The sequence below is a fragment of the Arthrobacter sp. ZBG10 genome, from assembly GCF_001238605.1.
GTDB lineage: Bacteria > Actinomycetota > Actinomycetes > Actinomycetales > Micrococcaceae > Arthrobacter.
This window is the reverse complement of sequence record NZ_LFQH01000086.1, coordinates 1-19,680: the sequence shown is the minus strand read 5'-3', so window position 1 is coordinate 19,680 and position 19,680 is coordinate 1. Positions and strand designations below refer to the sequence as shown.

Annotated in this window: 20 protein-coding genes; 6 read left to right on the top strand and 14 right to left on the bottom strand. The window is 68.3% G+C overall.

Going from position 1 to position 19,680, the window contains the following annotated elements:
* From ACU18_RS17805 to ACU18_RS17765, 9 genes are all read right to left on the bottom strand, one after another.
* Positions 1–1,264, bottom strand: a 1,264-nt coding sequence (locus ACU18_RS17805) for an inorganic phosphate transporter (RefSeq protein ID WP_050687809.1), incomplete at its 3' end; no start/stop codon positions are given.
* Between the two features lie 193 nt (positions 1,265–1,457).
* On the bottom strand, positions 1,458–2,165 hold the full coding sequence (locus tag ACU18_RS17800; protein ID WP_050687807.1) for a hypothetical protein: 708 nt from the start codon (positions 2,163–2,165) through the stop codon (positions 1,458–1,460).
* 63 nt (positions 2,166–2,228) lie between these two features.
* The gene (locus ACU18_RS17795) at positions 2,229–2,603 is read right to left on the bottom strand and encodes a hypothetical protein (protein WP_157407822.1); all 375 of its coding nucleotides are present in this window, start codon (positions 2,601–2,603) and stop codon (positions 2,229–2,231) included.
* Positions 2,603–4,228: a radical SAM protein gene (locus ACU18_RS17790; protein ID WP_050687805.1), complete on the bottom strand. Its 1,626-nt coding sequence runs from the start codon at positions 4,226–4,228 to the stop codon at positions 2,603–2,605. Before ACU18_RS17790 ends, ACU18_RS17795 begins: the two co-directional genes overlap by 1 nt.
* Position 4,229: 1 nt before the next feature.
* On the bottom strand, positions 4,230–4,580 hold the full coding sequence (locus ACU18_RS19785) for a hypothetical protein (RefSeq protein WP_050687803.1): 351 nt from the start codon (positions 4,578–4,580) through the stop codon (positions 4,230–4,232).
* Positions 4,534–5,334, bottom strand: a complete 801-nt coding sequence (locus ACU18_RS17780; RefSeq protein ID WP_231686127.1) for a prolipoprotein diacylglyceryl transferase — start codon at positions 5,332–5,334, stop codon at positions 4,534–4,536. The genes ACU18_RS19785 and ACU18_RS17780 overlap by 47 nt, the downstream gene beginning before the upstream one ends.
* 84 nt (positions 5,335–5,418) lie before the next feature.
* Positions 5,419–5,853, bottom strand: a complete 435-nt coding sequence (locus ACU18_RS17775; RefSeq protein WP_050687801.1) for a VOC family protein — start codon at positions 5,851–5,853, stop codon at positions 5,419–5,421.
* Positions 5,854–5,955: 102 nt separating this feature from the next.
* Complete coding sequence (locus tag ACU18_RS17770) at positions 5,956–6,630, bottom strand: response regulator (protein ID WP_050687812.1); 675 nt, start codon at positions 6,628–6,630, stop codon at positions 5,956–5,958.
* A gap of 35 nt (positions 6,631–6,665) precedes the next feature.
* Positions 6,666–8,534 carry a DUF4118 domain-containing protein gene (locus ACU18_RS17765; RefSeq protein WP_231686126.1) on the bottom strand — a complete coding sequence of 623 codons (1,869 nt, stop codon included), beginning with the start codon at positions 8,532–8,534 and terminating at the stop codon, positions 6,666–6,668.
* A gap of 180 nt (positions 8,535–8,714) precedes the next feature.
* Here ACU18_RS17765 and ACU18_RS17760 point away from each other — a divergent pair, with 180 nt between their 5' ends.
* Positions 8,715–10,691: an amino acid transporter gene (locus tag ACU18_RS17760; protein WP_050687797.1), complete on the top strand. Its 1,977-nt coding sequence runs from the start codon at positions 8,715–8,717 to the stop codon at positions 10,689–10,691.
* Between the two features lie 84 nt (positions 10,692–10,775).
* Positions 10,776–11,396, top strand: coding sequence for an L-threonylcarbamoyladenylate synthase (locus ACU18_RS17755; RefSeq protein WP_050687795.1), 621 nt, complete (start codon positions 10,776–10,778; stop codon positions 11,394–11,396).
* Between the two features lie 6 nt (positions 11,397–11,402).
* Here ACU18_RS17755 and ligD read toward each other — a convergent pair whose 3' ends face one another.
* Entirely contained in the window at positions 11,403–12,425 is a 1,023-nt protein-coding gene (gene ligD, locus ACU18_RS17750) for a non-homologous end-joining DNA ligase (RefSeq protein ID WP_197273621.1), read from the bottom strand.
* A gap of 58 nt (positions 12,426–12,483) precedes the next feature.
* Between ligD and ACU18_RS17745 the strand changes: the two genes are divergently transcribed.
* The gene (locus ACU18_RS17745) at positions 12,484–13,173 is read left to right on the top strand and encodes an alpha/beta hydrolase family protein (protein WP_050687793.1); all 690 of its coding nucleotides are present in this window, start codon (positions 12,484–12,486) and stop codon (positions 13,171–13,173) included.
* A gap of 11 nt (positions 13,174–13,184) precedes the next feature.
* Here ACU18_RS17745 and ACU18_RS20005 read toward each other — a convergent pair whose 3' ends face one another.
* The 3 genes from ACU18_RS20005 to ACU18_RS17735 all read right to left on the bottom strand — a co-directional run bounded on the left by ACU18_RS20005 (position 13,185) and on the right by ACU18_RS17735 (position 16,584).
* Complete coding sequence (locus ACU18_RS20005) at positions 13,185–13,334, bottom strand: hypothetical protein (protein ID WP_197273620.1); 150 nt, start codon at positions 13,332–13,334, stop codon at positions 13,185–13,187.
* Between the two features lie 156 nt (positions 13,335–13,490).
* On the bottom strand, positions 13,491–16,139 hold the full coding sequence (gene hrpB, locus ACU18_RS17740; RefSeq protein ID WP_050687791.1) for an ATP-dependent helicase HrpB: 2,649 nt from the start codon (positions 16,137–16,139) through the stop codon (positions 13,491–13,493).
* A gap of 130 nt (positions 16,140–16,269) precedes the next feature.
* Positions 16,270–16,584, bottom strand: coding sequence for a hypothetical protein (locus ACU18_RS17735; RefSeq protein ID WP_050687789.1), 315 nt, complete (start codon positions 16,582–16,584; stop codon positions 16,270–16,272).
* 248 nt (positions 16,585–16,832) lie between these two features.
* On the opposite strand from ACU18_RS17735, the gene ACU18_RS17730 reads away from it, so the two are divergent.
* The 3 genes from ACU18_RS17730 (at position 16,833) to ACU18_RS17720 (ending at position 18,635) form a co-directional block, all read left to right on the top strand.
* Positions 16,833–17,417: a TetR/AcrR family transcriptional regulator gene (locus ACU18_RS17730; protein ID WP_231686125.1), complete on the top strand. Its 585-nt coding sequence runs from the start codon at positions 16,833–16,835 to the stop codon at positions 17,415–17,417.
* Positions 17,418–17,504: 87 nt separating this feature from the next.
* Positions 17,505–17,756, top strand: coding sequence for a hypothetical protein (locus ACU18_RS17725; RefSeq protein WP_050687788.1), 252 nt, complete (start codon positions 17,505–17,507; stop codon positions 17,754–17,756).
* 267 nt (positions 17,757–18,023) lie between these two features.
* Positions 18,024–18,635, top strand: a complete 612-nt coding sequence (locus tag ACU18_RS17720) for a sigma-70 family RNA polymerase sigma factor (RefSeq protein ID WP_050687786.1) — start codon at positions 18,024–18,026, stop codon at positions 18,633–18,635.
* A gap of 10 nt (positions 18,636–18,645) precedes the next feature.
* On the opposite strand, the gene ACU18_RS17715 is transcribed toward ACU18_RS17720, so the two are convergent.
* Positions 18,646–19,161 carry a flavin reductase family protein gene (locus ACU18_RS17715; RefSeq protein ID WP_050687784.1) on the bottom strand — a complete coding sequence of 172 codons (516 nt, stop codon included), beginning with the start codon at positions 19,159–19,161 and terminating at the stop codon, positions 18,646–18,648.
* Positions 19,162–19,680: the final 519 nt, after the last annotated feature.

Sequence of the window (19,680 nt, the reverse complement as noted above, 5' to 3'; positions counted from 1 at the left end):
CGGCAGGGTTTTCGGCGGCCGGGGCGGCAGCAGCTCCTGCCCGGTTCCTTGCCCTGTCGCGGACTCGGGCCCTGGCCCGGGCGCGGGCCTCGGCCAGCGCCTTCTTCTTGGCGAAACGGACGGCCTGGCCAGCCTCTTCGACCTCGACGGCGTTGTGGTGGCCCACCTCGGACTTGCGGGAGTGCAGGAACATGTACAGGACTGCTCCGATACCTGCCACGGCGGCAATCAGGACGCCAACGATGCCGGTCTTGACCAGCAGCGCCGTCAGGGCACCAACGATGCCCGCAGCGGGAAGGGTGAACAGCCAGCCCAGCGCGATCTTGCCCACCATGGACCAGCGGACGCTGGTACCGCGGCGGCCCAGGCCGGAGCCGATGACGGAGCCGGAGGCCACCTGGGTGGTGGACAGCGCAAAGCCGAGGTGCGAGGAGGCCAGGATGGCGGACGCGGTGCTGGTTTCCGCGGCGAAACCCTGGGCGGGCTTTACTTCGGTGAGTCCGGAACCCATGGTCCGGATGATGCGCCAGCCGCCGGAGTAGGTGCCGATCGCGATGGCCAGGGCGCAGGCGGCGATTACCCAGAACTGGGGTCCGGTGCCTGGGGCCTGGGTGCCGGCGGAGATCAGGACGAGGGTGATGATGCCCATGGTCTTCTGCGCGTCATTGGTGCCGTGGGCCAGGGCCACCAGGCTGGAGGTGAAGATCTGCCCGGTCCGGAACCCGCCGCGTTTCTGCGTGAGCTTGCTGCCGGTCTCCGGATCGTGCCGGGACGTCAGTGCATAAGCTAGCCGCGTGCAGGTGTACGCCACGATGCCTGCGATGAGGGGGGCGAAGATGGCCGGCAGGATGACTTTCTGCGCCAGGGATGCCAGGTTGATGGAGTTGAAGCCGATACCTGCGATCGCGGCACCGATCAGGCCGCCGAACAGGGCGTGGGAGGAGCTGGACGGCAGCCCCTTCAACCACGTGATCATGTTCCAGAGGATGGCGCCCATCAGGCCGGCGAAGATAATTTCCGGGGTGATCTGTACCCCGTCGGCGCCTTCGTTGATGATGCCGCCGGACACCGTCTTGGCCACCTCGGTGGACAGGAAGGCGCCCACCAGGTTCAGGATGGCGGCGAGGGTGACGGCAGTCTTCGGTTTGATGGCGCCCGTTGCGATGGGCGTGGCCATGGCATTTGCGGTGTCATGGAAACCGTTCGTGAAGTCGAAAAATAGTGCCAGTGCGATGACCAGCGCCACCATGAAGGTGATATCCACCTGTTGCCCAATCTGCAGAGTCGACGTTCAGCAATTTCGCGTTTCCGGCTGCCCCCGCACAGCATAATTCACCAGCTGTTCGCGGGGAATGACCTGCGGCGTTAACCAACCGGCGTGAAACCTTATCGATCGTACGCGTCCGGAAGGTCAGGTCAAAACAACCGGCGCCGGCCGGTAACCACCCCGCCCAGTGTCAGGCGGTGGTTTCGCGCGGCTGGCCGGTGTGGCCGTCAGGGTGCGTGGCGCCGGCAGCGAGGCCGGGCGCTGCTTTGGCTTCCAGGGCCGCGATGGTGACGTCCGGCAGGACGATCAGGCCATCGAGTTCACGCCGGGCGCGTTTGTAGGCCTGCTGCCGTTCGGCCGGGGTAGCCGCTGAATCCTCGGCGATCCGGAGCAGTTTTCGGGCGGTGGCAAGCCGTTGCCGTTCGGGGCCGCTGAACCTGCTGTCCTTGATGCGTTTAGCCTCGCGCTCGGCCAGGTCCAGCGCCAGCGCGAAGCTGTCGACGGCCTGCCGGTAGGACTCGAAGGCGGCGGGCGACGTCATGTCGGCGGCCGTGGTCGGGCGCTGGCCGTCCGCTTCCCGTTTCGCCCGGAGGAAGGCCACGGTGAGGGGCTCCCGGACGTCCGTCATCAACGGAAAGTCGATGAGTTTGCCGACGTCCAGTTCGTACTCGAGCCACCGCGCGTTGGTTGCGGTGTGCCGGACCAGGACGTCCGCCACCCGGGCAGCCGACGCCACTTCCGCGTCGCGGGACTGGTTCCGGAGGGTGTACAGCTCCACTTTCCGGCGGTGCCGGCGTTCGCCGGCCTTGCGCCACGAGTTGGCCCAGTGCCCGGCAAACGCACTCAGGGGAAAAATCAGCCACCATTTGTCGGATAGGAACTCAAAGAGGGACTCCACCGCACCATCCTTGCAGCAGCCCCGTCCCGCCTCAACCCCCCACGGACCGGCGCGGTGGTTGGTTCAGCGGCCCGGCTGGGAAGCTGCCAGGGCGTAGCTGCCCCATAACCCGGCCGCCAGGAGCAGGGCCAGGTACGCCAGGATCAGCCGGGTATCCCGGAGGTAGCAGTTCGACCGGGTCAGGCCCCGTCGCCGGGCTTTCCAGTAGCCGGCGAATCCGACGGCGGCGAACACGGCCAGTGCCACCGGGCCGGCAACCCAGCCCAGCAGGGCAATGGTCGCGAAGATGCAGAGCCGCAGCGGATCGAACGGCGGTGGGTCCGCCGGGTCCGTTCCGTGGCCGCGCCCCTGGCCGTGCAGGGCGGCATGTTTGGCGCGGACCAGTTGCGATGGCATTGGCCCGGCTGCGATCCGCCGGGCCTCCGAGTCGGCGTCCATCAGTGCTCCCCGGCACTGGCCGGGACCTGGCGGACGGGGAGGAGCCGGGTGCCGGTGGCCGTGCTGATGCGTTGCCTGGCCAGGGCGGGCCACGCCTGGACAGCACAGAACGGAGCGCATTGGTGTTCGCCGGCGTCGCTCTTGGTGCCCACGTGGACGCAGCATTGCGTGAGCCGTTCCTCGATCATGGTGGAGATGTCCATAAAGGGCTTCACCATGATGCGGGTGATCCGTTCGCCCAGCAGCCGGCGCAGCCGCTGCTGCTGGCCTGGCAGTTTGCCGGCGGCCAGCGTGGTCAGGGTGCCGATGCCCAGGTCGCACTGGGTGCAGATGTTTTTCCAAAGATCCATGGTCCGCGGGTGGGACAGCGATGACTGCTCGCTCAGGAGGTCCAGGAGGGAGGTCTTCATGAGGTTCCGCAGCTCGAGCGGGATCGCGCTGTCGGCGATGCGGTTGGCAAGGCCGTCGGGATTGAGTTCCAGCCACGCGAGCAGCTGGTCATGCCCGACGAGGGCTGCCAGCGAACGCCAGGCTCCGGAATCGTCCTTCAGCATGTAGCCCACGGATGCGCAATGCGGATGGGAGCACGGGAGTGCCGTCAGGTCGTGCCATGAAACCACCCCGCCGGTTTGCGCCGCGAGCCGTTCCAGGACGCCCGTGTGGGTGAGCCTGGCCGTGGGGTCGATGCCGTGGCCGCGCCCCGAACCGAACACCGGCTGCAGCGCAACCCCACCCACAAACGGGGTTTCCAGGGCCCGCATCACAACGGCGCCGACCTCACCATCGTTGACGCCAAGGGCCGCCGTCATGGTCAGGGTGGTGAAGACACCTGCCTCGGACAGGCGTGCGATGGCCAGGTCCTTGAAGCGGGTCAGGTCTCCCCCGCGGTGATGGATGGATGTTTCCCTGGACGGGCCGTCGTATTGGAGGTAGACCTCCACCCGGTCCCGGTGCCTGGCCAGCAGCGCCAGCAGTTCATCGTCGGTTGCGATCAGCATGCCGTTGCTGTTTACCATGATCCGCACGATCGGACGGGCTACGAGCTCGTCCAGGAGTTCAGCCAGCTGCGGATAGAGCGTAGGTTCGCCGCCGGAAAGCATCAGCACGTCGAGCCGCCCGTTTTCGCGGCACAGCCGGGTGTCAATGTTCGCGAGTACCTCGCTCAGCGGTGCCACCCCCTGCAGCTGGGGGCCGGAGGCGGTGAAACAGGTGGGGCAGCGCAGGTTGCAGTGTTCGATGATGTCCTGCAGGAGGATGCAGGTGTGTTGGGTCTGCATGGCAGGCAGCCCGTACGCGTAGGCTTCGGGCACCTGGCGGTAATTTCCGGCCTGGTCCGGGATGTGCTGCTTGGTGGGGGCCTGCCATTTCTCCAGGTAGCGCAGGATTTCCGGGGACTCGTCATACAACGTGCTGACGAGGCCGTGATCAGGGCAGCCGCGTTCCAGCCAGACCCGGTCATCGCGGATCAGCAGCGCGCCGGAGAGGCGCTGCACCTGCGTGAGCGGGGGGTTTGTTTCGTGGCAGTGGGGGCAGAATGCTGTGACGTAGCGGTGGATCCGGTCCCCGCGCAGCGGCTGGCCGGGGCCGGGCAGCGACTGTCGGGAGGCGAACGGCAGTGGATTCATCTCAGGCCCTTATCTGTGCGAGGTATCCGACGCAGATCCCGCCGCCGAGCAGCGTGAAGATCCCCAGGCCAATCAGCAGCCCGGCGCCCCACTTGGCTGTGGGTGGCCGGACCGCCAGCAGAATCGCGATGGCCAGGTAGCCGGCGATGGGAATCAGCACCACAGGCCCACTCAGGTACCGCACCGGCTGCGTGGGATCGGCTGTGGTCGAGACTGCGCTGAAAATAATCGGCCCGCCGACATAGAGGCCGTAGAGGACCACTGCCCCCACGAGGGTTCCGAGCCCCAAGGGACCGAGCCAGGGTTCAGGGGGATCCTCCCCGTTCCCGGTAAAACGGTTGTTCCTGCTCATGCCATCCGTCCTTCCAGCCTGGGGCGGAGAGGTTCCCGAACACCCGCAGCATCCGCCAGGACAGCAGGGGGAGAATCGCCAGCAGAAACCACTGGGGCCGGCTCATTCCCAGCCACAGCACCTCGTTGCCCCGGACGAATTCGACGCCGAACCGGAACAGCGCGTAGGAGCTCACGTAGCAGATGAAGAGGTCGCCGGGACGGGGCAGGCGGTCCCGGTACCGCCACATGAGCGAAAAGGCAGCTGCGTGGAAGGCAATCTCATAGGCAAAGGACGGGTGCAGTCCTACCCCGGGCAGCCCGCCCAACAGCGCCGCCTGTGCCGGCGTGAGCGATATCCCCCAGGCCTGCCCGGTGGGGGTGCCCGGCAGTTCCGTGAGGAGGCAGCCCACGCGTCCGATTACCAGCGCCAATGCCACCGCGGGCGCCAGCAGGTCGCCGGTGGATCCGCGGTAGCCCGTCAGCCGTTTCCCCAGGTGCACACCAAGCCAGGCTCCAACCAGGCCCGCGAGGATGCTGCGGTCGCCGTTGCCCCACCACTCGGCCAGGGAGACCTCGCGGGAAACGTCCCAGGTGAGGATCCTTGAGCCGATTGCCCCGAACGCGATGGCGAATCCTGCAATGGGCCACAGGCGTGGGTCGGTCAGGCCCCGGCGGCGCTTTTCGTAGCCGTAGAACAGCAGGGCCGCCAGGATGCCCAGGCCCAGCAGGCAGGCGTGCACCAGTGGGTCCCCGGCGAAGGGAAGGCCTGTCATGGCCGGTGTGCAGCAGTGAGCATTCCTGCTCCTCAGGTCCTACATCCGGGTGGAAATGGGTCCAACAGCTCCGGCCGGCGCGTCCTAGGGGGCGCCGGTGGCACCCTGGGCGCCGTTGACGTTCACCAGCCAGTCGATGCCGAATTTGTCGGTGCACATGCCAAAAATATCGCCCCAGGGCGAGGCCTCCATGGGCACGGTGACGGAGCCGCCGTCGGTACTGAGCTTCTCGTAATAGCCGCGCAGTTCGGCCTCATCATCCCCGCTGACGGAAACCGAGATGGCCGAGCCCGGGTTGTAGGGCATGCTGTTCGGGGTGTCGGCGCCCATCAGGACCAGCCCACTGGGCGTGGTCAGCATGCCGTGCATCACCTTGTCCGCTTCGGCGGGATCCTCGGAGGCCTGGTACTCGCCGAACGTACTGACGCGGAGGTCGCCGCCGAACACCGACTGGTAGAAGTTCATCGCGTCGCGGGCGTTGTCGCGGAAACTGATGTACGGGTTAAGGATGGTGGGCATGGCGGTGACTCCTTCGTGCAGGATAAAAGCTGGACCAGACAACATCCTGCCCCAAGCCGGTCGCCGCCGGTAGGGGGGATTTCCACATGGCCGGGCCCGGGGTTAAGGCTCGAAGCGGTACCCCATCCCCGGTTCGGTGCGGAGGTGCCGGGGATTGCCGGGATCGGCCTCCAGCTTGCGCCGCAGCTGGGCCATGTACACCCGCAGGTAGTTGGCTTCCTTCTGGTAGGAGGGACCCCAGACCAGGGCCAGCAGCTGCTGCTGGCTGACCAGCCGGGACGGATTGCGGACCAGGATTTCCAGGATGCTCCACTCGGTGGGGGTGAGCCGGACCGGTTTTCCGCCACGATGCACCTGCCGCCGCACCAGGTCAACGGTGAACCCTTCCGTGGCTATCGTGGGGGCGGAATCCGGCTGCGGCACGCGGCGCAGCAGTGCCCGCAGCCGCGCCAGCAGTTCGTCCAGGCCGAAGGGTTTGGTGATGTAGTCGTCAGCACCCGCGTCCAGGGCAGCCACCTTGTCCGCCGAACCGTGGCGGGCAGAGAGCACCAGGACGGGGACGGTGCTCCAGCGGCGCAGGTCCCGCAGCACCGCTGCGCCGTCCATGTCCGGCAAGCCCAGGTCCAGGACCACCAGGTCCGGTGCGTCCCTGGCCGCGGCGGCAAGCGCCGATCCGCCGTCCGCTGCCACGGTGACCCGGTAGCCGTGGCCGGCCAGCGTGATCCTCAGGGCCTTAAGCAGGTGCGGATCGTCGTCAACAACCAGGACGGTGGCCAGTGGGGCAGGTCCGCCTGCGGGGATGTCGGCGGTGCTCACTGGGCCTGTTCCCTGGGACCCGTGGACAGGGGCAACCGGATGACCATGGTCAGGCCCCCGCCCGGGGTTTCCTCCGCGGTGAGGGACCCCCGCATGGCCTCGACGAAGCCCTGCGCAACGGCAAGCCCCAGGCCCACGCCGGCTGCGGGCTGGGCGTCGTCCAGGCGCTGGAACGGACGGAACATTTCCACCACTTTCATTGCGGGAACGCCGGGTCCGCGGTCGGCGATCCGCAGTTCGCCGGAGGGGTGCCCGGCCAGGGCGGAACCCATGCCATCGGTGGTGCCGGTGATTGCCACCTGGGTTTCGGGTGCGTATTTGAGGGCGTTTTCCACAATATTGGCGATGACCCGTTCCAGCAGCCCGGGGTCCGCATCCACGGCCGGCATGTTGGGCGGCAGCACCACGGCGACGGCGGTTGACGGGATGCCGCGGAGCGCCTTGTCCAGCACGTCATGCCACCGCACGGGTCCCAGGAGGGGCTCCACCGACTGCGCCGTGATCCGTGACATGTCCAGCAGGTTGCCCACCAGCAGGTCCAGCCTGTCGGAACATTCGTCGATGGTCTGCACCAGCTCGCGCTCCTCGGCCCGGGTGAAGGTGCCGGCGTCCTGCAGCAGTCCCCCGGCGGCCAGCTTGATCCCGGCCAGCGGCGTCCGGAGGTCATGGGACACCGCCCTCAGGATGGCGGTGCGCATGGTATTTCCTTCCGCCAGCCGCATGATCTCAAGCCGGCTGGTTTCCAGTTGTCGGCGCTCCAGCTGCGCCTTGATGTGCACGGCAACGGCGCCCAGCAACGTGCGCCGGTCCGGTGCGACTTCCCTGCCGAAAAGGACCAGCCACGTGACGGCGTCCACAGGTTCCACGGTGCTGCCGGGCGGGGGCGCGGCAGGCGGCACCATTCCGTGCCATCCCGTAGTGTCCCCCACCCCGGCAAGCAGCACTGCCGGCGCCTTCCCGGCTCCGGCGCCGGGTGACTGCCGCGCCACAATGGCCGCTCCGGCGACGCCAAACACGGCGACCGCATCGGACAGCAGACCGCGGAGCGGGTCTGCGGACCGCGAGGCGTCCAGCGCCAGGTCCCCCAGGATGCCGGCCTCCGCCCGCGCCTGCGCGGCTTCGCGTGAGCGCCGTGCAGACCGGTCCACTACGCCGGCCACCGCAACGGACAGGCCCAGGAACACCGCCAGGGACAGAAAATCCTGCGGGTCCTCGATGGCCAGGTTGCCCAGCGGGGGCGTCGAGAAGAAGTTGACCAGGACACTGCTCCACAAGGCACCAACCACCGCAGGCCGCAAGCCGCCCACCAGTGCGATCGCCACGGCGCCGGCCAGCTGGATCAGCACGGCGGTGGCAACACTGTGTTCGAACGCGGCGAGGACCAGCTGAAGCAGCGCCGGCAGTATGGCGGCGAGCGCAATGCCCCCGAAGGTGCGGGCACGGCCCACATCCAGCGGCCGTCTTTGCACGGGGTTCCGGGCCGGCAGGCCGGGGACCACATGGACGTCGATGTCCCCGGCACCGAGGATCACCCGCATGCCCGTACCGGCAGCGCCCCGGAACATCCCTGCCCGGGAACGCCCCACCACCATCCGGGTGGCCTGGACCGAGCGTGCATAGTCGAGCAGGCCGGTGGCAACGTCATCGCCCTGCAGGGTCCGGAAGGTGCCGCCGGCGGCCACGACGGCGCGGCGCTGCGCCTCGAGTGCCTGCGGTGATCCGCTCCGGCTCCCCTTGGGGGTCCGGACGTGGACGCCCAGGAGTTCACTGCCCCCGCCGGGCGGCAGAAGGCGCGCGGCGCGCTCCGTGAGCACGCCACCGTCGTCGTCCCCCTTGAGGCCGATCACTATACGTTCCGCTGGCATGGGGCACATTCTGCCACCTCCGGAGCGGCACCTTTGACCGCCGGTGTGCCCTTCCCCACACCGGCGTTAAGGATGCGTCAAGATCCCCGGATTTCGGGGTTCGGGGCCTTGTCCCGGTGCTACGTTCGGCTGTGCCGCGGCGCTGTGCCGTGGCCTGGACACTGACGCAGAGGGAACCCGATGACCACCATGAGCAGACCGCCGGCTGATCCGTCAGCCCTTCCTCCCGGCCGCAGGGCTGCGGTACGGGACTGGCTGCTTTTTGGCCTGCAGGACGCCAAAGGCACGCACCAGGGCCCGGGCGGGCAATCATCCGGGCAGGACCACAAACACCCTTGGTGGCAGGTGATGTGCCTGACGGGCGTGGACTACTTCTCCACCCTTGGCTACCAGCCCGCCATCGCGGCGCTGGCGGCGGGGGCCATCTCACCGCTGGCCACGCTGGTGCTGGTGGCCGTGACCCTCCTGGGGGCCCTGCCGGTCTACCGCCGCGTGGCCGGCGAAAGCCCCCGCGGCGAGGGTTCCATCGCCATGCTGGAACGGCTTCTGCCGCGCTGGGGCGGGAAACTCCTGGTCCTGGGCCTGCTGGGGTTCGCCGCCACGGATTTTATGATCACCATGACCCTCTCCGCCGCCGACGCCACGGCGCACCTGATCGAGAACCCGTATGCGCCCGGCTGGCTGCACGGCCAGGAGGTGGCCATCACCCTGGTCCTCCTGGCGCTGCTGGCCGCCGTTTTCCTGCGGGGCTTCAAGGAAGCCATCGGTGTGGCGGTTGTCCTTGTGGTGGTGTACCTGTCACTGAACGTGGTGGTCATTGGCCGTTCCCTGGTGGAAGCGGCCAACCATCCGGTGGCGGTGGACAACTGGTGGCAGACGCTGACCACCTCCCACGGGAACCCGCTGATGGCCGTGGCCATTGCCTTGCTGGTGTTTCCCAAACTCGCGCTGGGCCTGTCCGGTTTTGAGACCGGCGTGGCAGTGATGCCCCAGATCAAGGGCAGCCCCACGGACACCGACGCGAATCCAGCCGGCAGGATCCAGGGCACCCGGCGGATGCTCACCACAGCCGCCCTGATCATGAGCACGTTCCTGGTAACCAGCAGCTTCGCCACTGTAGTACTTATCCCCGCGGCGCAGTTTGAGCCGGGCGGGGAAGCCAATGGCCGTGCGCTGGCCTTCCTGGCGCACTCCTACCTGGGGCCGGGGTTCGGCACGGTGTACGACCTCAGCACCATCGCCATCCTGTGGTTCGCCGGTGCCTCCGCCATGGCGGGGCTGCTGAACCTGGTGCCACGGTACCTGCCCAGGTACGGCATGGCCCCGGCCTGGGCCAAAGCGGTGCGGCCGCTGGTGCTCGTGTTCACCTTCCTGGGGTTCGTGGTCACCTGGCTTTTTGAGGCCGACGTCGACGCCCAGGGCGGCGCGTACGCCACGGGCGTGCTGGTGCTGATGACGTCCGCGGCAGTGGCCGTCACGCTTTCGGCCCGGCGCCAGCAGCAACGCAAACGCACCGTGGGCTTCGGCATCATCGCCGTCCTCTTTACCTACACCACGGTGACCAACATCTTCGAACGGCCAGAAGGCATCCGGATTGCCGCGTTCTTCATCCTGGGCATCATTGCCGTCTCCCTGCTGTCCAGGTTGATGCGCTCCTTCGAACTGCACGCCACCCACGTGCGGCTGGACACCGCAGCCCTGGAGTTCATGGCCCCCGCACTGGCCGGGCCCATCGGCATCATTGCCCACGAACCAGTCCGCGTGGCCGCTGCCGACTACCGGCAAAAACTGGCGTCCGCCACCGAGGCAAGCCACTTCCCGCAAAACGCCCGGCCGCTGTTCCTGGAAGTCATTGTGGACGACTCCTCCGACTTCGAAACCGCCCTGGAGGTGCGCGGCGTACTCCGGCATGGGTACCAGGTCCTGGAAGTCCACGGGCCGGGCGTCCCCAACACCATCGCCTCCGTGCTCCTGCACATCCGTGACGTGACAGGGCTGATGCCGCACATCTACTTCCGCTGGACGGAAGGCAACCCGGTCCGCAACCTCCTCCGGTTCCTGTTCCTCGGCGAAGGCGAAATTGCGCCGGTGACCCGGGAGATCCTCCGTGAAGCCGAGCCGGACATCCGGCAGCGGCCCTGGGTGCACGTGGGCTGACCGGCCGGGCGCCGCCGTCGTGCTTTCCCCGCCCCGACCGGGAAGGTGGTGCGGTGGCGGTCCCGGGAACGTAGGCTCTCCCACATGGCCAGATACTTTGACGTTCATCCACAGGACCCCCAGCCCCGCGCCATCTCGCAGGCAATCAGCATGGTGCGTGACGGCGGCCTGATCGCCTACCCCACGGATTCCTGCTACGCGCTGGGCGCCCAGCTGGGCAACAAGGACGCCCTGGACCGGATCCGGAGCATCCGCAAACTGGACAGCAAGCACCACTTCACCCTGGTGTGCCGGGACTTTGCGCAACTGGGCCAGTTTGTGAACATCGGCAATGACGTGTTCCGCAGCATCAAGTCCGTCACCCCTGGCGCGTACACGTTTATCCTGCCCGCCACCAAGGAAGTCCCGCGGCGCCTGCTGCACCCCAAGAAGAAGACCGTGGGGGTGCGGATCCCGGACAGCCGGGTGGTGCAGGCCCTGCTGGCGGAACTGGGCGAACCGCTTCTCTCCAGCACCCTGCTGCTGCCGGACGAGGAGGATCCGTTGACTCAGGGCTGGGACATCAAGGAACGCCTGGACCACCAGGTGGACGCCGTGGTGGACGCCGGCGACTGCGGCTCCGAGCCCACCACGGTGGTGGACTTCTCCAGCGGGGTGGCCGAGGTGGTCCGGCGCGGAGCCGGCGACCCGTCCCGCTTCGAATAAAAACGGCTACTCCGGCTTCTTTGCCCGGCTGGGCTGGACGCGCGGCGGCTCGCCCGGCATCTTTGGATAGTCGGGTGGGAATGCCAGCTCGCCCAGCCCGGCCTCGAGGTCACGTTCCCACCACTGCATCAACGTGTCGATGGTGCCGGGCTTCGCGCCGAAATCCGCCCACGGGTCGCCGATGGTGCGGAGCCGCTCCGGGACCGTCAGGATGGTGAAGTTCCGCGGGTCAGCGGTGTCCAGTTCGTCCCAGGTGATGGGGCAGGAGACCGGAGCGTGCGCCAGGGCCCGCGGGCTGTAGGCGCCGGCAATGGTCCGATCCCGGTTGGCCTGGTTGTAGTCGAGGAAGATGCGCTGGCCCCGTTCCTCTTTCCACCATGCCGTGGTGACCTGGTCCGGCATCCGCCGCTCCACCTCGCGGGCTGCGGCGATCACGGCATGCCGGACGTCCAGGAACTCCCGCGTGGCCTCGATGGGGGCATAAACGTGCAGCCCCCGGTTGCCAGACGTTTTGATGAACGCGTCCAGTCCGGCCTCGGCCAGGACGTCCCTCAGCACCCGCGCTGCGGGGACGGCGTCCTTGAAGTCCGTGCCGGGCTGCGGGTCCAGGTCGATCCGCAACTGGTCCGGGTTGTCCGTGTTATCCGCCCTGGACGGCCACGGATGGAACACCACGGTGTTCATCTGCGCGGCCCAGACGGCCGCGGCCGGTTCATCCAGCACCAGCTGGGGGTGGGACCGGGCGCTGGGGTAGACCACCTTGACGGAGCGGACGAAGTCCGGGGTGCCGCGGGGCGGGTTCTTGGAAAAGAACTGCTCGCCGTCAATGTTGTCGGAGAACCTTTGCAGCGAAACGGGACGGTCGCCGTTGGCGGCGATGAAGGCGTCCCCCACATCGGCGAGATAGTTGGCCAGGTCCAGCTTGGTGAGGCCAAGCTCCGGCCAGAGCACCCTTGAGGGACTGGAAATGCGCATTTCGCGTTCGCCGTGGGGGCCCTGGACTGTGATGGTGGTCTGTTCGCTCGCCATGGGGACAACGTACACCCTGCCCCCGTCGCAGGGCCGTTGCTTCCGGCATGATGGATCCATGCCCATCGCAGAAGAACCCCGCACCATCACCGTGGCGGACGGGGCGGTTTCGGCCGCCTATACCCGCCCCGACCACCCCGCCGCGACCCTGGTGGTGGCGCACGGGGCAGGCGCGGGCATGGACCATCCGTTCCTGGCCGGGTTCTCCGCCGGACTGGCCGACGCCGGCGTTGCCAGCCTGCGCTTCAATTTCCCGTACCGGGAAGCCGGCCGGAAATTCCCGGACCGGCCACCCGTAGCCATTGCCGCCTGGCGTTCCGCCATGGACCATGCCGCTGCACTGGCCGCGGACCACGCGGACCACGGGAACCTCTGGGCCGGCGGCAAGTCCTTCGGCGGGCGGATGGCGTCCATGGCCGTGGCCGAAGGAATGCCCGCCGCCGGGCTGGTGTACCTGGGCTACCCGCTGCACCCGCCCGGAAAGCCCGAAAAACTCCGGGACGAACACCTGTACGGGCTGACGCTGCCCATGCTTTTCCTGCAGGGCAGCCGGGACACGTTTGCCACCCCGGACCTCCTGACGCGCGTGGTGTCCGGGATAGGGACCAATGCGGTCCTGGAATGGGTGGCCGGCGGGGACCACTCCTTCACCGTCGCGGGCAAAAAGCGGGCCGCGTTCGACGTCGGTGCCGCCGCTGCCATCCCCGTCGCAGCCTTCATCCTGTCCCGGCTGGATCCGCAGCCGTAGGGGTGCCGGGCTCAGACCTGCTCTTCGTGCCACCAGCCTTCCCAGGCGGCTGAGGTGAGCCGGCCTGCCGGGAAACTGCTGCCGGCGCTGCTGCCGAAGGCGTGCCCATCGTCGTTGCCGCGTCCGTCAAGCAGAAGACTGAGGCTGTTCAAAAGAAACATTCGGTGCATCCTTCCAGGTCCATTCGGGCTTCCTTGCCCCTGTGGATCCGAGACTAACGGGACCATGTTTCAACGGGTCGACGCGGCGTTTCCGCTGTGTATCGGACATCTCACCCTGCGCTTGCGGCAGGCCTGCTCCCGCGCCGGAAGGCCGCCCTACCGGGGTTTCTTCCGTGCGGTGGCCGGCGCCGACCAGGGGTCTTCCGGCCAGGGGTGCCGTGGATAGCGGCCCCGCATCTCCGCCCGGACCTGCGCATAGGGCCCCGACCAGAATGACGCCAGGTCATCGGTAACCGCCAGCGGACGCCGGGCCGGTGAGAGCAGATGGAACAGGACCGGAACCCGGCCGTCCGCCAGCCGGGGTGTGGTGGCCAGCCCGAAACACTCCTGCAGCTTGACCGCCACCACCGGCCGGCCGGTACCGTCAGCGTCGGCCGGGTATTCGATCCGGATCCGGGAACCGCTGGGAACTTCAAGCCGTTCCGGTGCCAGGCTGTCCAGCCGCCCTGCTTCGGGCCAGGGCAGGAGCCGGCGCACGGCCGGGGAAAGATCCAGGCTGCCCGCGGCGGCGCCGCCGGCCAGTGCCGCCAGCTCAGGCCCCAGCCAGTCATCCAGCCGCTGCAGGAGGGCCGTATCCGACATGTCCGGCCAGGGCGCCCCCATCTCGCGGTGCAGGAAGGCGAGCCGGCGGCGGATGTCCAGTGCCGCCGTCGGCCAGGCCAACACATCAAGCCCCTCAGCCATTAGCGCCGCCGCCACGGCGGTCCGGCCCTCCGCCGGGGACGGCCGGACCGGGGTGCTCGCCAGGACGATGGCGCCGAGCCTGCGGACCCGCCGGGCGCTGACCCGTCCCTGCACAAACTGTGCCACCACGGAGTCGCTGAGAAGGTGGGCTGCCGCGGATTCCGCCAAGGCAGCCGTCAGCGGAGCGGCGGCGCGGATCACGGCTCCCGTGCCGGCAGCGTCCCTGCCTTCCGCACGGGACACTTCCGCCACGGCCAGCCACTCGTGGCCGGCCAGGGAACTCCCGGCCGGCAGCCCGGCCCGGGTGCCGGAGGCCAGCAGGTAGCGTTCGGGCCCGTCGCCGGCGACGCGTTGCGCCACCCTGCCAGGGAAAGCCAGTGCCACCACGGCGCCCACCGCCTCTGCGCCGCTGCCGGCTTCAGGGCGGGAAGAACCGGGCGCCTTCGCCTTTCCGCTGTTCCCGGCCCGGGCGGCGAGGTCCTGCAGCCGCCGGGACTCCTCAGCCCACCTCCGGCCTTCCGGGCCCCTCTCGGCACGGAGCTGCGACAGGAGGCCGGGGAGGTCGGCGCCGCGCGCGCGGTGGTCCCCGGCCACGGCTGCCACCACCTGTGCTGCCAGGACGGGACCCGCGGCGGTGCCGCCGGCCAGCAGGGCCCTGGCCAGGCGGGGGTCCGCCGGAATGCCGGCCAGCGTGCGGCCGGTGGCGGTGGGGTGCCCGTCCGCACCCACCGCACCGAGTTCGAGCAGCACCGCCGTGGCGTCCGCCAGTGCCTGCTGCGGCAGCTGGTCCGGCAAGGCAAGGCCCGCGCCGCCCGGAGAGCCCCAGCAGGCAAGGGTAAGGGCGGCGCCGGTGAGGTCCGCGACCGCAATTTCCGGGGTCACGTGGGCGGGGGCCGCTCCGAACGCCTGCTGGCTGTAGCACCGCACCACTGTTCCCGGCCCCTGCCGGGCGGCCCGGCCTGCCCGCTGCTCCGCCGACGCCCGCGAGCAGGACACGGTGACCAGCCCCGTCATGCCGCGGCCCGCGTCGCGCCGGGGTTCGCGGGACAGGCCGGAATCGATCACCAGCCGCACCCCCGGCACCGTCAGCGACGATTCGGCCAGGTCCGTGGAGACGATGATCCGTGGTTTCCCGCCTTGCCGCCGGCCGGACACGGCGCTGTCCTGGTCGGCCGCGGGGGCTTGGCCGTGCAGCTCCAGGACGTCAACGCCGCTGCCCAGCCGGCCCCGCAGCGCAGCCGCAACCTGGGCCACCTCCCGGGCACCCGGGACAAACACCAAAGCGTCAGCGCCGGGCTCGACGGCAAGGGCGCGGGCATGGAACTGCGCGGCCGTCGCGGCCACGTGGTCCAGGAAATCCCGTGCCACACCCCGGCCATCCACTCGCGGCCCTGCGGCCGGCTGCCAGTCCACTGTCAACGGATGCAGCGCCGACGGGCAGTCGATCACGGGAGCCGGCCGGCCGCCGTCGGAATCCGCCAGCAGCGCGGCGAACCGGGGCGCGTCGAGCGTGGCGGACATGGCCACCAGGGTCAGGTCGCCGCGCAGCTCGCGGACTTCGGCGAGCATCCCCACCAGCAGGTCCGTCTCCAGGCCACGCTCGTGGACTTCATCGAGGACGACGGCGGCCACCCCCGCCAGGCCGGGATCGGCCAGCAGGCGGCGCAACAGGATGCCCGGGGTGACAAATTCGACGACGGTGGACCGGCTGGTCTTGTTTTCGCCGCGGACGGTGTAGCCCACCGGTCCACCCAGTGGGGTGCCGGCCAGGGCCGATAGCCGCCGCGCAGCAGCACGGGCAGCCACCCGGCGGGGCTGCGTAACAACGATCTTCAGGTTGCCGGTGCCTGGTTTTCCTGCGCCCAGCAGGTTTGCCAGCAGCGGCGGGACAAGGGTGGTTTTGCCGGTTCCGGGTGGTGCCTGCACCACAGCGGCCATCCCGGCGCCCAGCGCCTCCCGGAGAGCTGGCAGGGATGCGGCGAACGCGAGGCCGGCGCCGATGGCGGCCAGGTCGAAGGCGGGGCCCGGACGCGTCGGGGCGGGTCCCTCAGGAGAAGTCACCCGTCCATTCTGCCCGGTTTTGTACGGGCACCGGTTCCCGGCCAGGCAAGCTGCGCGTCCGTCAGGTCAGGCCGGGGGGCAGGCCAGCGCGCCAAGCGGCAGGGTCAGGCCAGCGCGGCGGGCCGGCACGTCAGGCGGCGTGCCGGGCCGCCCCCGAAGCGGTGCGGCGCACCGGCAGGGGCAGGACGCTCGCAAGCCGGACGGGAGCCTGTACGGGTTCCTGGCTGGTGTCCACCCGCGGCGGGGCAGCCTTCCGCACCAGCTGCCGGGCCAGCGCCTTCAGGCCCAGCGTCAGCAACTGCCCCAGTCCGAGGCCCAGGAACACGTGGCCAACCAGCTGTAGGCCATTGAGGCCCTGCGCCCCGTTACCGCTGGCCGCCAGGCCCACCAGGGTGCCGCTCGCGGCAAGGCCCAGCCAGCAAACGGCGCTGACGATTACGCCCATGGTTCCTGCTCCCATCCTCCGGTTCATCAGTACGCTTACTGATATTGTTCAGCAAGCTTACTACCGGGCGGATGGTGCTTGCGGCACTGGGCCGGCGACGGCCCGGGATCAACTTGTCCCTTCCTGGCGGGACACCGTACAGACCGGTCTGTCTGGGTAGTGTAATGTCTGCCCTGATGGAACATACACGTAGCTCTTCAGCTGGCCCGCTTGCCGCTCCCGTCCCTTCCGGCGCGCGGGAGCGCATCATGGCGGCCGCTTATGAATTATTTACGCAGCGTGGCATCCGGGATGTTGGCATCGCTGAACTTATTTCCCGTGCCGGGGTTGCCAAGGCCACGTTCTATGGGCACTTCCCCGCCAAGGATGTGTTGGTCCTCGCGTTCCTGGAACGCTGTCATCAGGACCTGACCGTTGAACAGATCATTGCTGAATGCAGAAAGCGGTCCGAGGACCCGACAGCCCAGTTGCTGACTATTTTCGACGTCCTGGATGGGTGGTTCCGCCGGGACGACTTCCAGGCCTGTGCGCTGATAAGCACCATGCTGGAGATGGGTCCCACCCACCCCCTGGGGGAAGCATCGATGAGCTACCTGGCGCAGGTCAGAGCCTTTATGCGGAACCTTGCCGAGGAGGCCGGACTGGACCATCCGGATGTTTTCGCGCGGTCATGCCACATCCTCACCAAGGGCTCAATCATCTCGGCGGTTGAAGGCGACAGGGATGCAGCCGTCCTGGCCAAGAGCATGGCCGTGGCCCTCATCGCCAGCCATGGGGGCACCACCGGCGCCGACCATTGGGCGGTCCAGGACAACATGGCGGATCTCTCCTGAGTCTGGACCCGGCTGCTCCACTGCCGGGACGATTCCAGGCAGCCACACCCCAAAGACGGCCCACCGCATCTCCTCCAAGGACCCACCATGGCGTACTCACAGTTTGACCGGTTCCTTCAGGAAGCCACCCACCGGGACCAGGAGTCAGACTCGACTCTTGCCCCGGACTCCCTCTACGGCCTGTACACCAGCTGGTGCACCCTATCGCAGCACCCCCAACAGGCCGAGCACATCTTCTGGGCTGCAATGAGGGACCGCATCGGCCCTGGACAGGGCCTGCGCATGAAGGGACCGGCGGGCGCGGACTACATTCTTGCCAGCTATCCGGCATTGGTTTAAGACGGCCATGACAACATCGTTAAGCAGCTATGTTCCACGGGACAAGGACCAGCCCCGGGGAAAACGCCCCTGGTGCCCCACGTGTGACACCGACCTGCACCTGCAGATTGCATCACCCAGCGTTTCCGGGCGGCAGGAGGGCACCCTCGCGGTGGCCGTCTGCTGTTCCAAGTGCCACGGGTCCCGCGTGCTGGACACAACGGCAGTCCACTTGGAAACCCTGTCGGGGCAGTTGATGGGCGCTAGTCCGTTGCCGGTGAAGGCCTTATGAACGGCCCCGTCGAGCAGGGCGCCTGTCCCGCCACCGACCAGGCCGGCGACAGTCTTGCCGGGTTGCTGCTGCGTACAGCCGAAGGTGACCACCACGCGTTCAGCGAGTTCTACCGGCAGACATCCACCCGGGTCACCGGGCTGGTCCAGCGCGTTGTTGTTGACCGGGCGCTCAGCGAAGAAGTCGTGCAGGAAGTATTCATCACTGCCTGGCAGGACGCCGGGAAATACCGGCCGGCCCTGGGCACTCCGATGGCCTGGCTGATGACCATCGCCCACCGAAGGGCCGTGGACAAAGTCAGGTCAACCCAAAGCAGCCGCACCCGCGATCATCGATGGGCAGGGTCCGCGCCGGCAGCCTGCGACGGTTTCGTCGACGACCTGGCCGACAAAATGGACGCCCAAATCATCATTGCCTCGTTGGCATGCCTGTCAGCCCTGCAGCGCGAATCAATTCTCCTTGCCTACTTCGGCTCGTTGACCTACCAGGACATCGCCGCGAAGCTCTCCGTGCCGCTGCCCACGGTCAAGTCCAGGATCAGGGACGGCCTCCAACGGCTCCGCTCCCACGTCACCATGGAACATCCGGGCGTTTCGGAGATCGGGTAACAGCCGCAGATCAGCTGGCAACCTCAAGCAGCCGGTCAGCAGCGGAAATCCCGGCGTAGCGGCCCTTGAAGAACAGCAGCGGCTCGGCATCCTGGCGTGCGCTCAGGTGCCGGACGGCTGCCACGACGATGGTGTGATCGCCGCCGTCGTACTCCGCGTGGAGTTCGCAGTCGATCCAGGCCAGCGCATCATCCAGGACCGGGTTGCCCAGCGGCGAGGCAGCGTGGCTGACGCCGGCAAATTTATCCGCCCCGGAACGGGCAAACTGGCCTGCCAGGTGCTGGTGTTCTGCCGGCAGGATGTTGACGGTGAACGAGCCTGCCTCGCGGAGCAGCGGCCAGGTGCTGGACGTCCGGGCCGGGCTGAAGGTGACCAGCGCCGGCTCCAGGGAGAGCGAGGCAAACGACTGGCAGGTGAACCCGGCCGGGCCATTGTCCGTTGCGCTGGTGATGACCGTCAGGCCGGTGGCGAAGGTTCCAAAGATGTCCCGAAGCCTGCGGGGCGCAAGATCTGATGTAGCTGTCATGTGAAGGGCCTCTCGTTCGGATCGTTACCTCACCAAACCATCCCCAAATCGTTCAGTTCAAGCGCCGCCGCAATGCCCGGACGCGGGCCGCAACGAAAATTCACAGCACTACTTCTGCCGTCACGGGACAGTTCGCTGCGACGTAAAAAGACGCTGTTTGACGTGCCGCGAACCACCGTGAACTGCGGTTGCGAACTGTTGATGCGCGTGTCGGGAGAACTGGCGGCCCCCGCGGCGCCGGGGCTAACTTCGCAGTGGCTGCCGGGCTGAAACCCCGCCGGCCGGCCCCCGAACCCCCGGCCCGGTCCTCCCCTGCGTTGCACTGGCCCCGACGAGAGATCCCGGCATGACAACAGTTGAAACCGAAGCGTCCCCCCGCGTCCTCGACGCTTTCGCCAGCGCACTCGGCGAGCGCCACCCCGCCATTGAGCTCCTGGCACCCGCCGACGGGACGGACCGGTACCGCTACGACGCCGCGACCGCCAGGGCAGGCGCGGCGGGCGCCGGACAGCCAGGGCC

Coding starts and splice junctions, on each gene's coding strand:
- ACU18_RS17795 (WP_157407822.1), bottom strand. CDS start 2,603: ATGGACGCCGACTCGGAGGCCCGGCGGATCGCAGCCGGGCCAATGCCA.
- ACU18_RS20005 (WP_197273620.1), bottom strand. CDS start 13,334: ATGTTTCTTTTGAACAGCCTCAGTCTTCTGCTTGACGGACGCGGCAAC.
- ligD (WP_197273621.1), bottom strand. CDS start 12,425: ATGGCGAGCGAACAGACCACCATCACAGTCCAGGGCCCCCACGGCGAA.
- ACU18_RS17730 (WP_231686125.1), top strand. CDS start 16,833: ATGGCGGCCGCTTATGAATTATTTACGCAGCGTGGCATCCGGGATGTT.
- ACU18_RS17775 (WP_050687801.1), bottom strand. CDS start 5,853: ATGCCCACCATCCTTAACCCGTACATCAGTTTCCGCGACAACGCCCGC.
- ACU18_RS19785 (WP_050687803.1), bottom strand. CDS start 4,580: ATGAGCAGGAACAACCGTTTTACCGGGAACGGGGAGGATCCCCCTGAA.
- ACU18_RS17790 (WP_050687805.1), bottom strand. CDS start 4,228: ATGAATCCACTGCCGTTCGCCTCCCGACAGTCGCTGCCCGGCCCCGGC.
- ACU18_RS17760 (WP_050687797.1), top strand. CDS start 8,715: ATGACCACCATGAGCAGACCGCCGGCTGATCCGTCAGCCCTTCCTCCC.
- ACU18_RS17755 (WP_050687795.1), top strand. CDS start 10,776: ATGGCCAGATACTTTGACGTTCATCCACAGGACCCCCAGCCCCGCGCC.
- ACU18_RS17765 (WP_231686126.1), bottom strand. CDS start 8,534: ATGCCAGCGGAACGTATAGTGATCGGCCTCAAGGGGGACGACGACGGT.
- ACU18_RS17735 (WP_050687789.1), bottom strand. CDS start 16,584: ATGGGCGTAATCGTCAGCGCCGTTTGCTGGCTGGGCCTTGCCGCGAGC.
- ACU18_RS17780 (WP_231686127.1), bottom strand. CDS start 5,334: ATGACAGGCCTTCCCTTCGCCGGGGACCCACTGGTGCACGCCTGCCTG.
- ACU18_RS17725 (WP_050687788.1), top strand. CDS start 17,505: ATGGCGTACTCACAGTTTGACCGGTTCCTTCAGGAAGCCACCCACCGG.
- ACU18_RS17745 (WP_050687793.1), top strand. CDS start 12,484: ATGCCCATCGCAGAAGAACCCCGCACCATCACCGTGGCGGACGGGGCG.
- ACU18_RS17715 (WP_050687784.1), bottom strand. CDS start 19,161: ATGACAGCTACATCAGATCTTGCGCCCCGCAGGCTTCGGGACATCTTT.
- ACU18_RS17720 (WP_050687786.1), top strand. CDS start 18,024: ATGAACGGCCCCGTCGAGCAGGGCGCCTGTCCCGCCACCGACCAGGCC.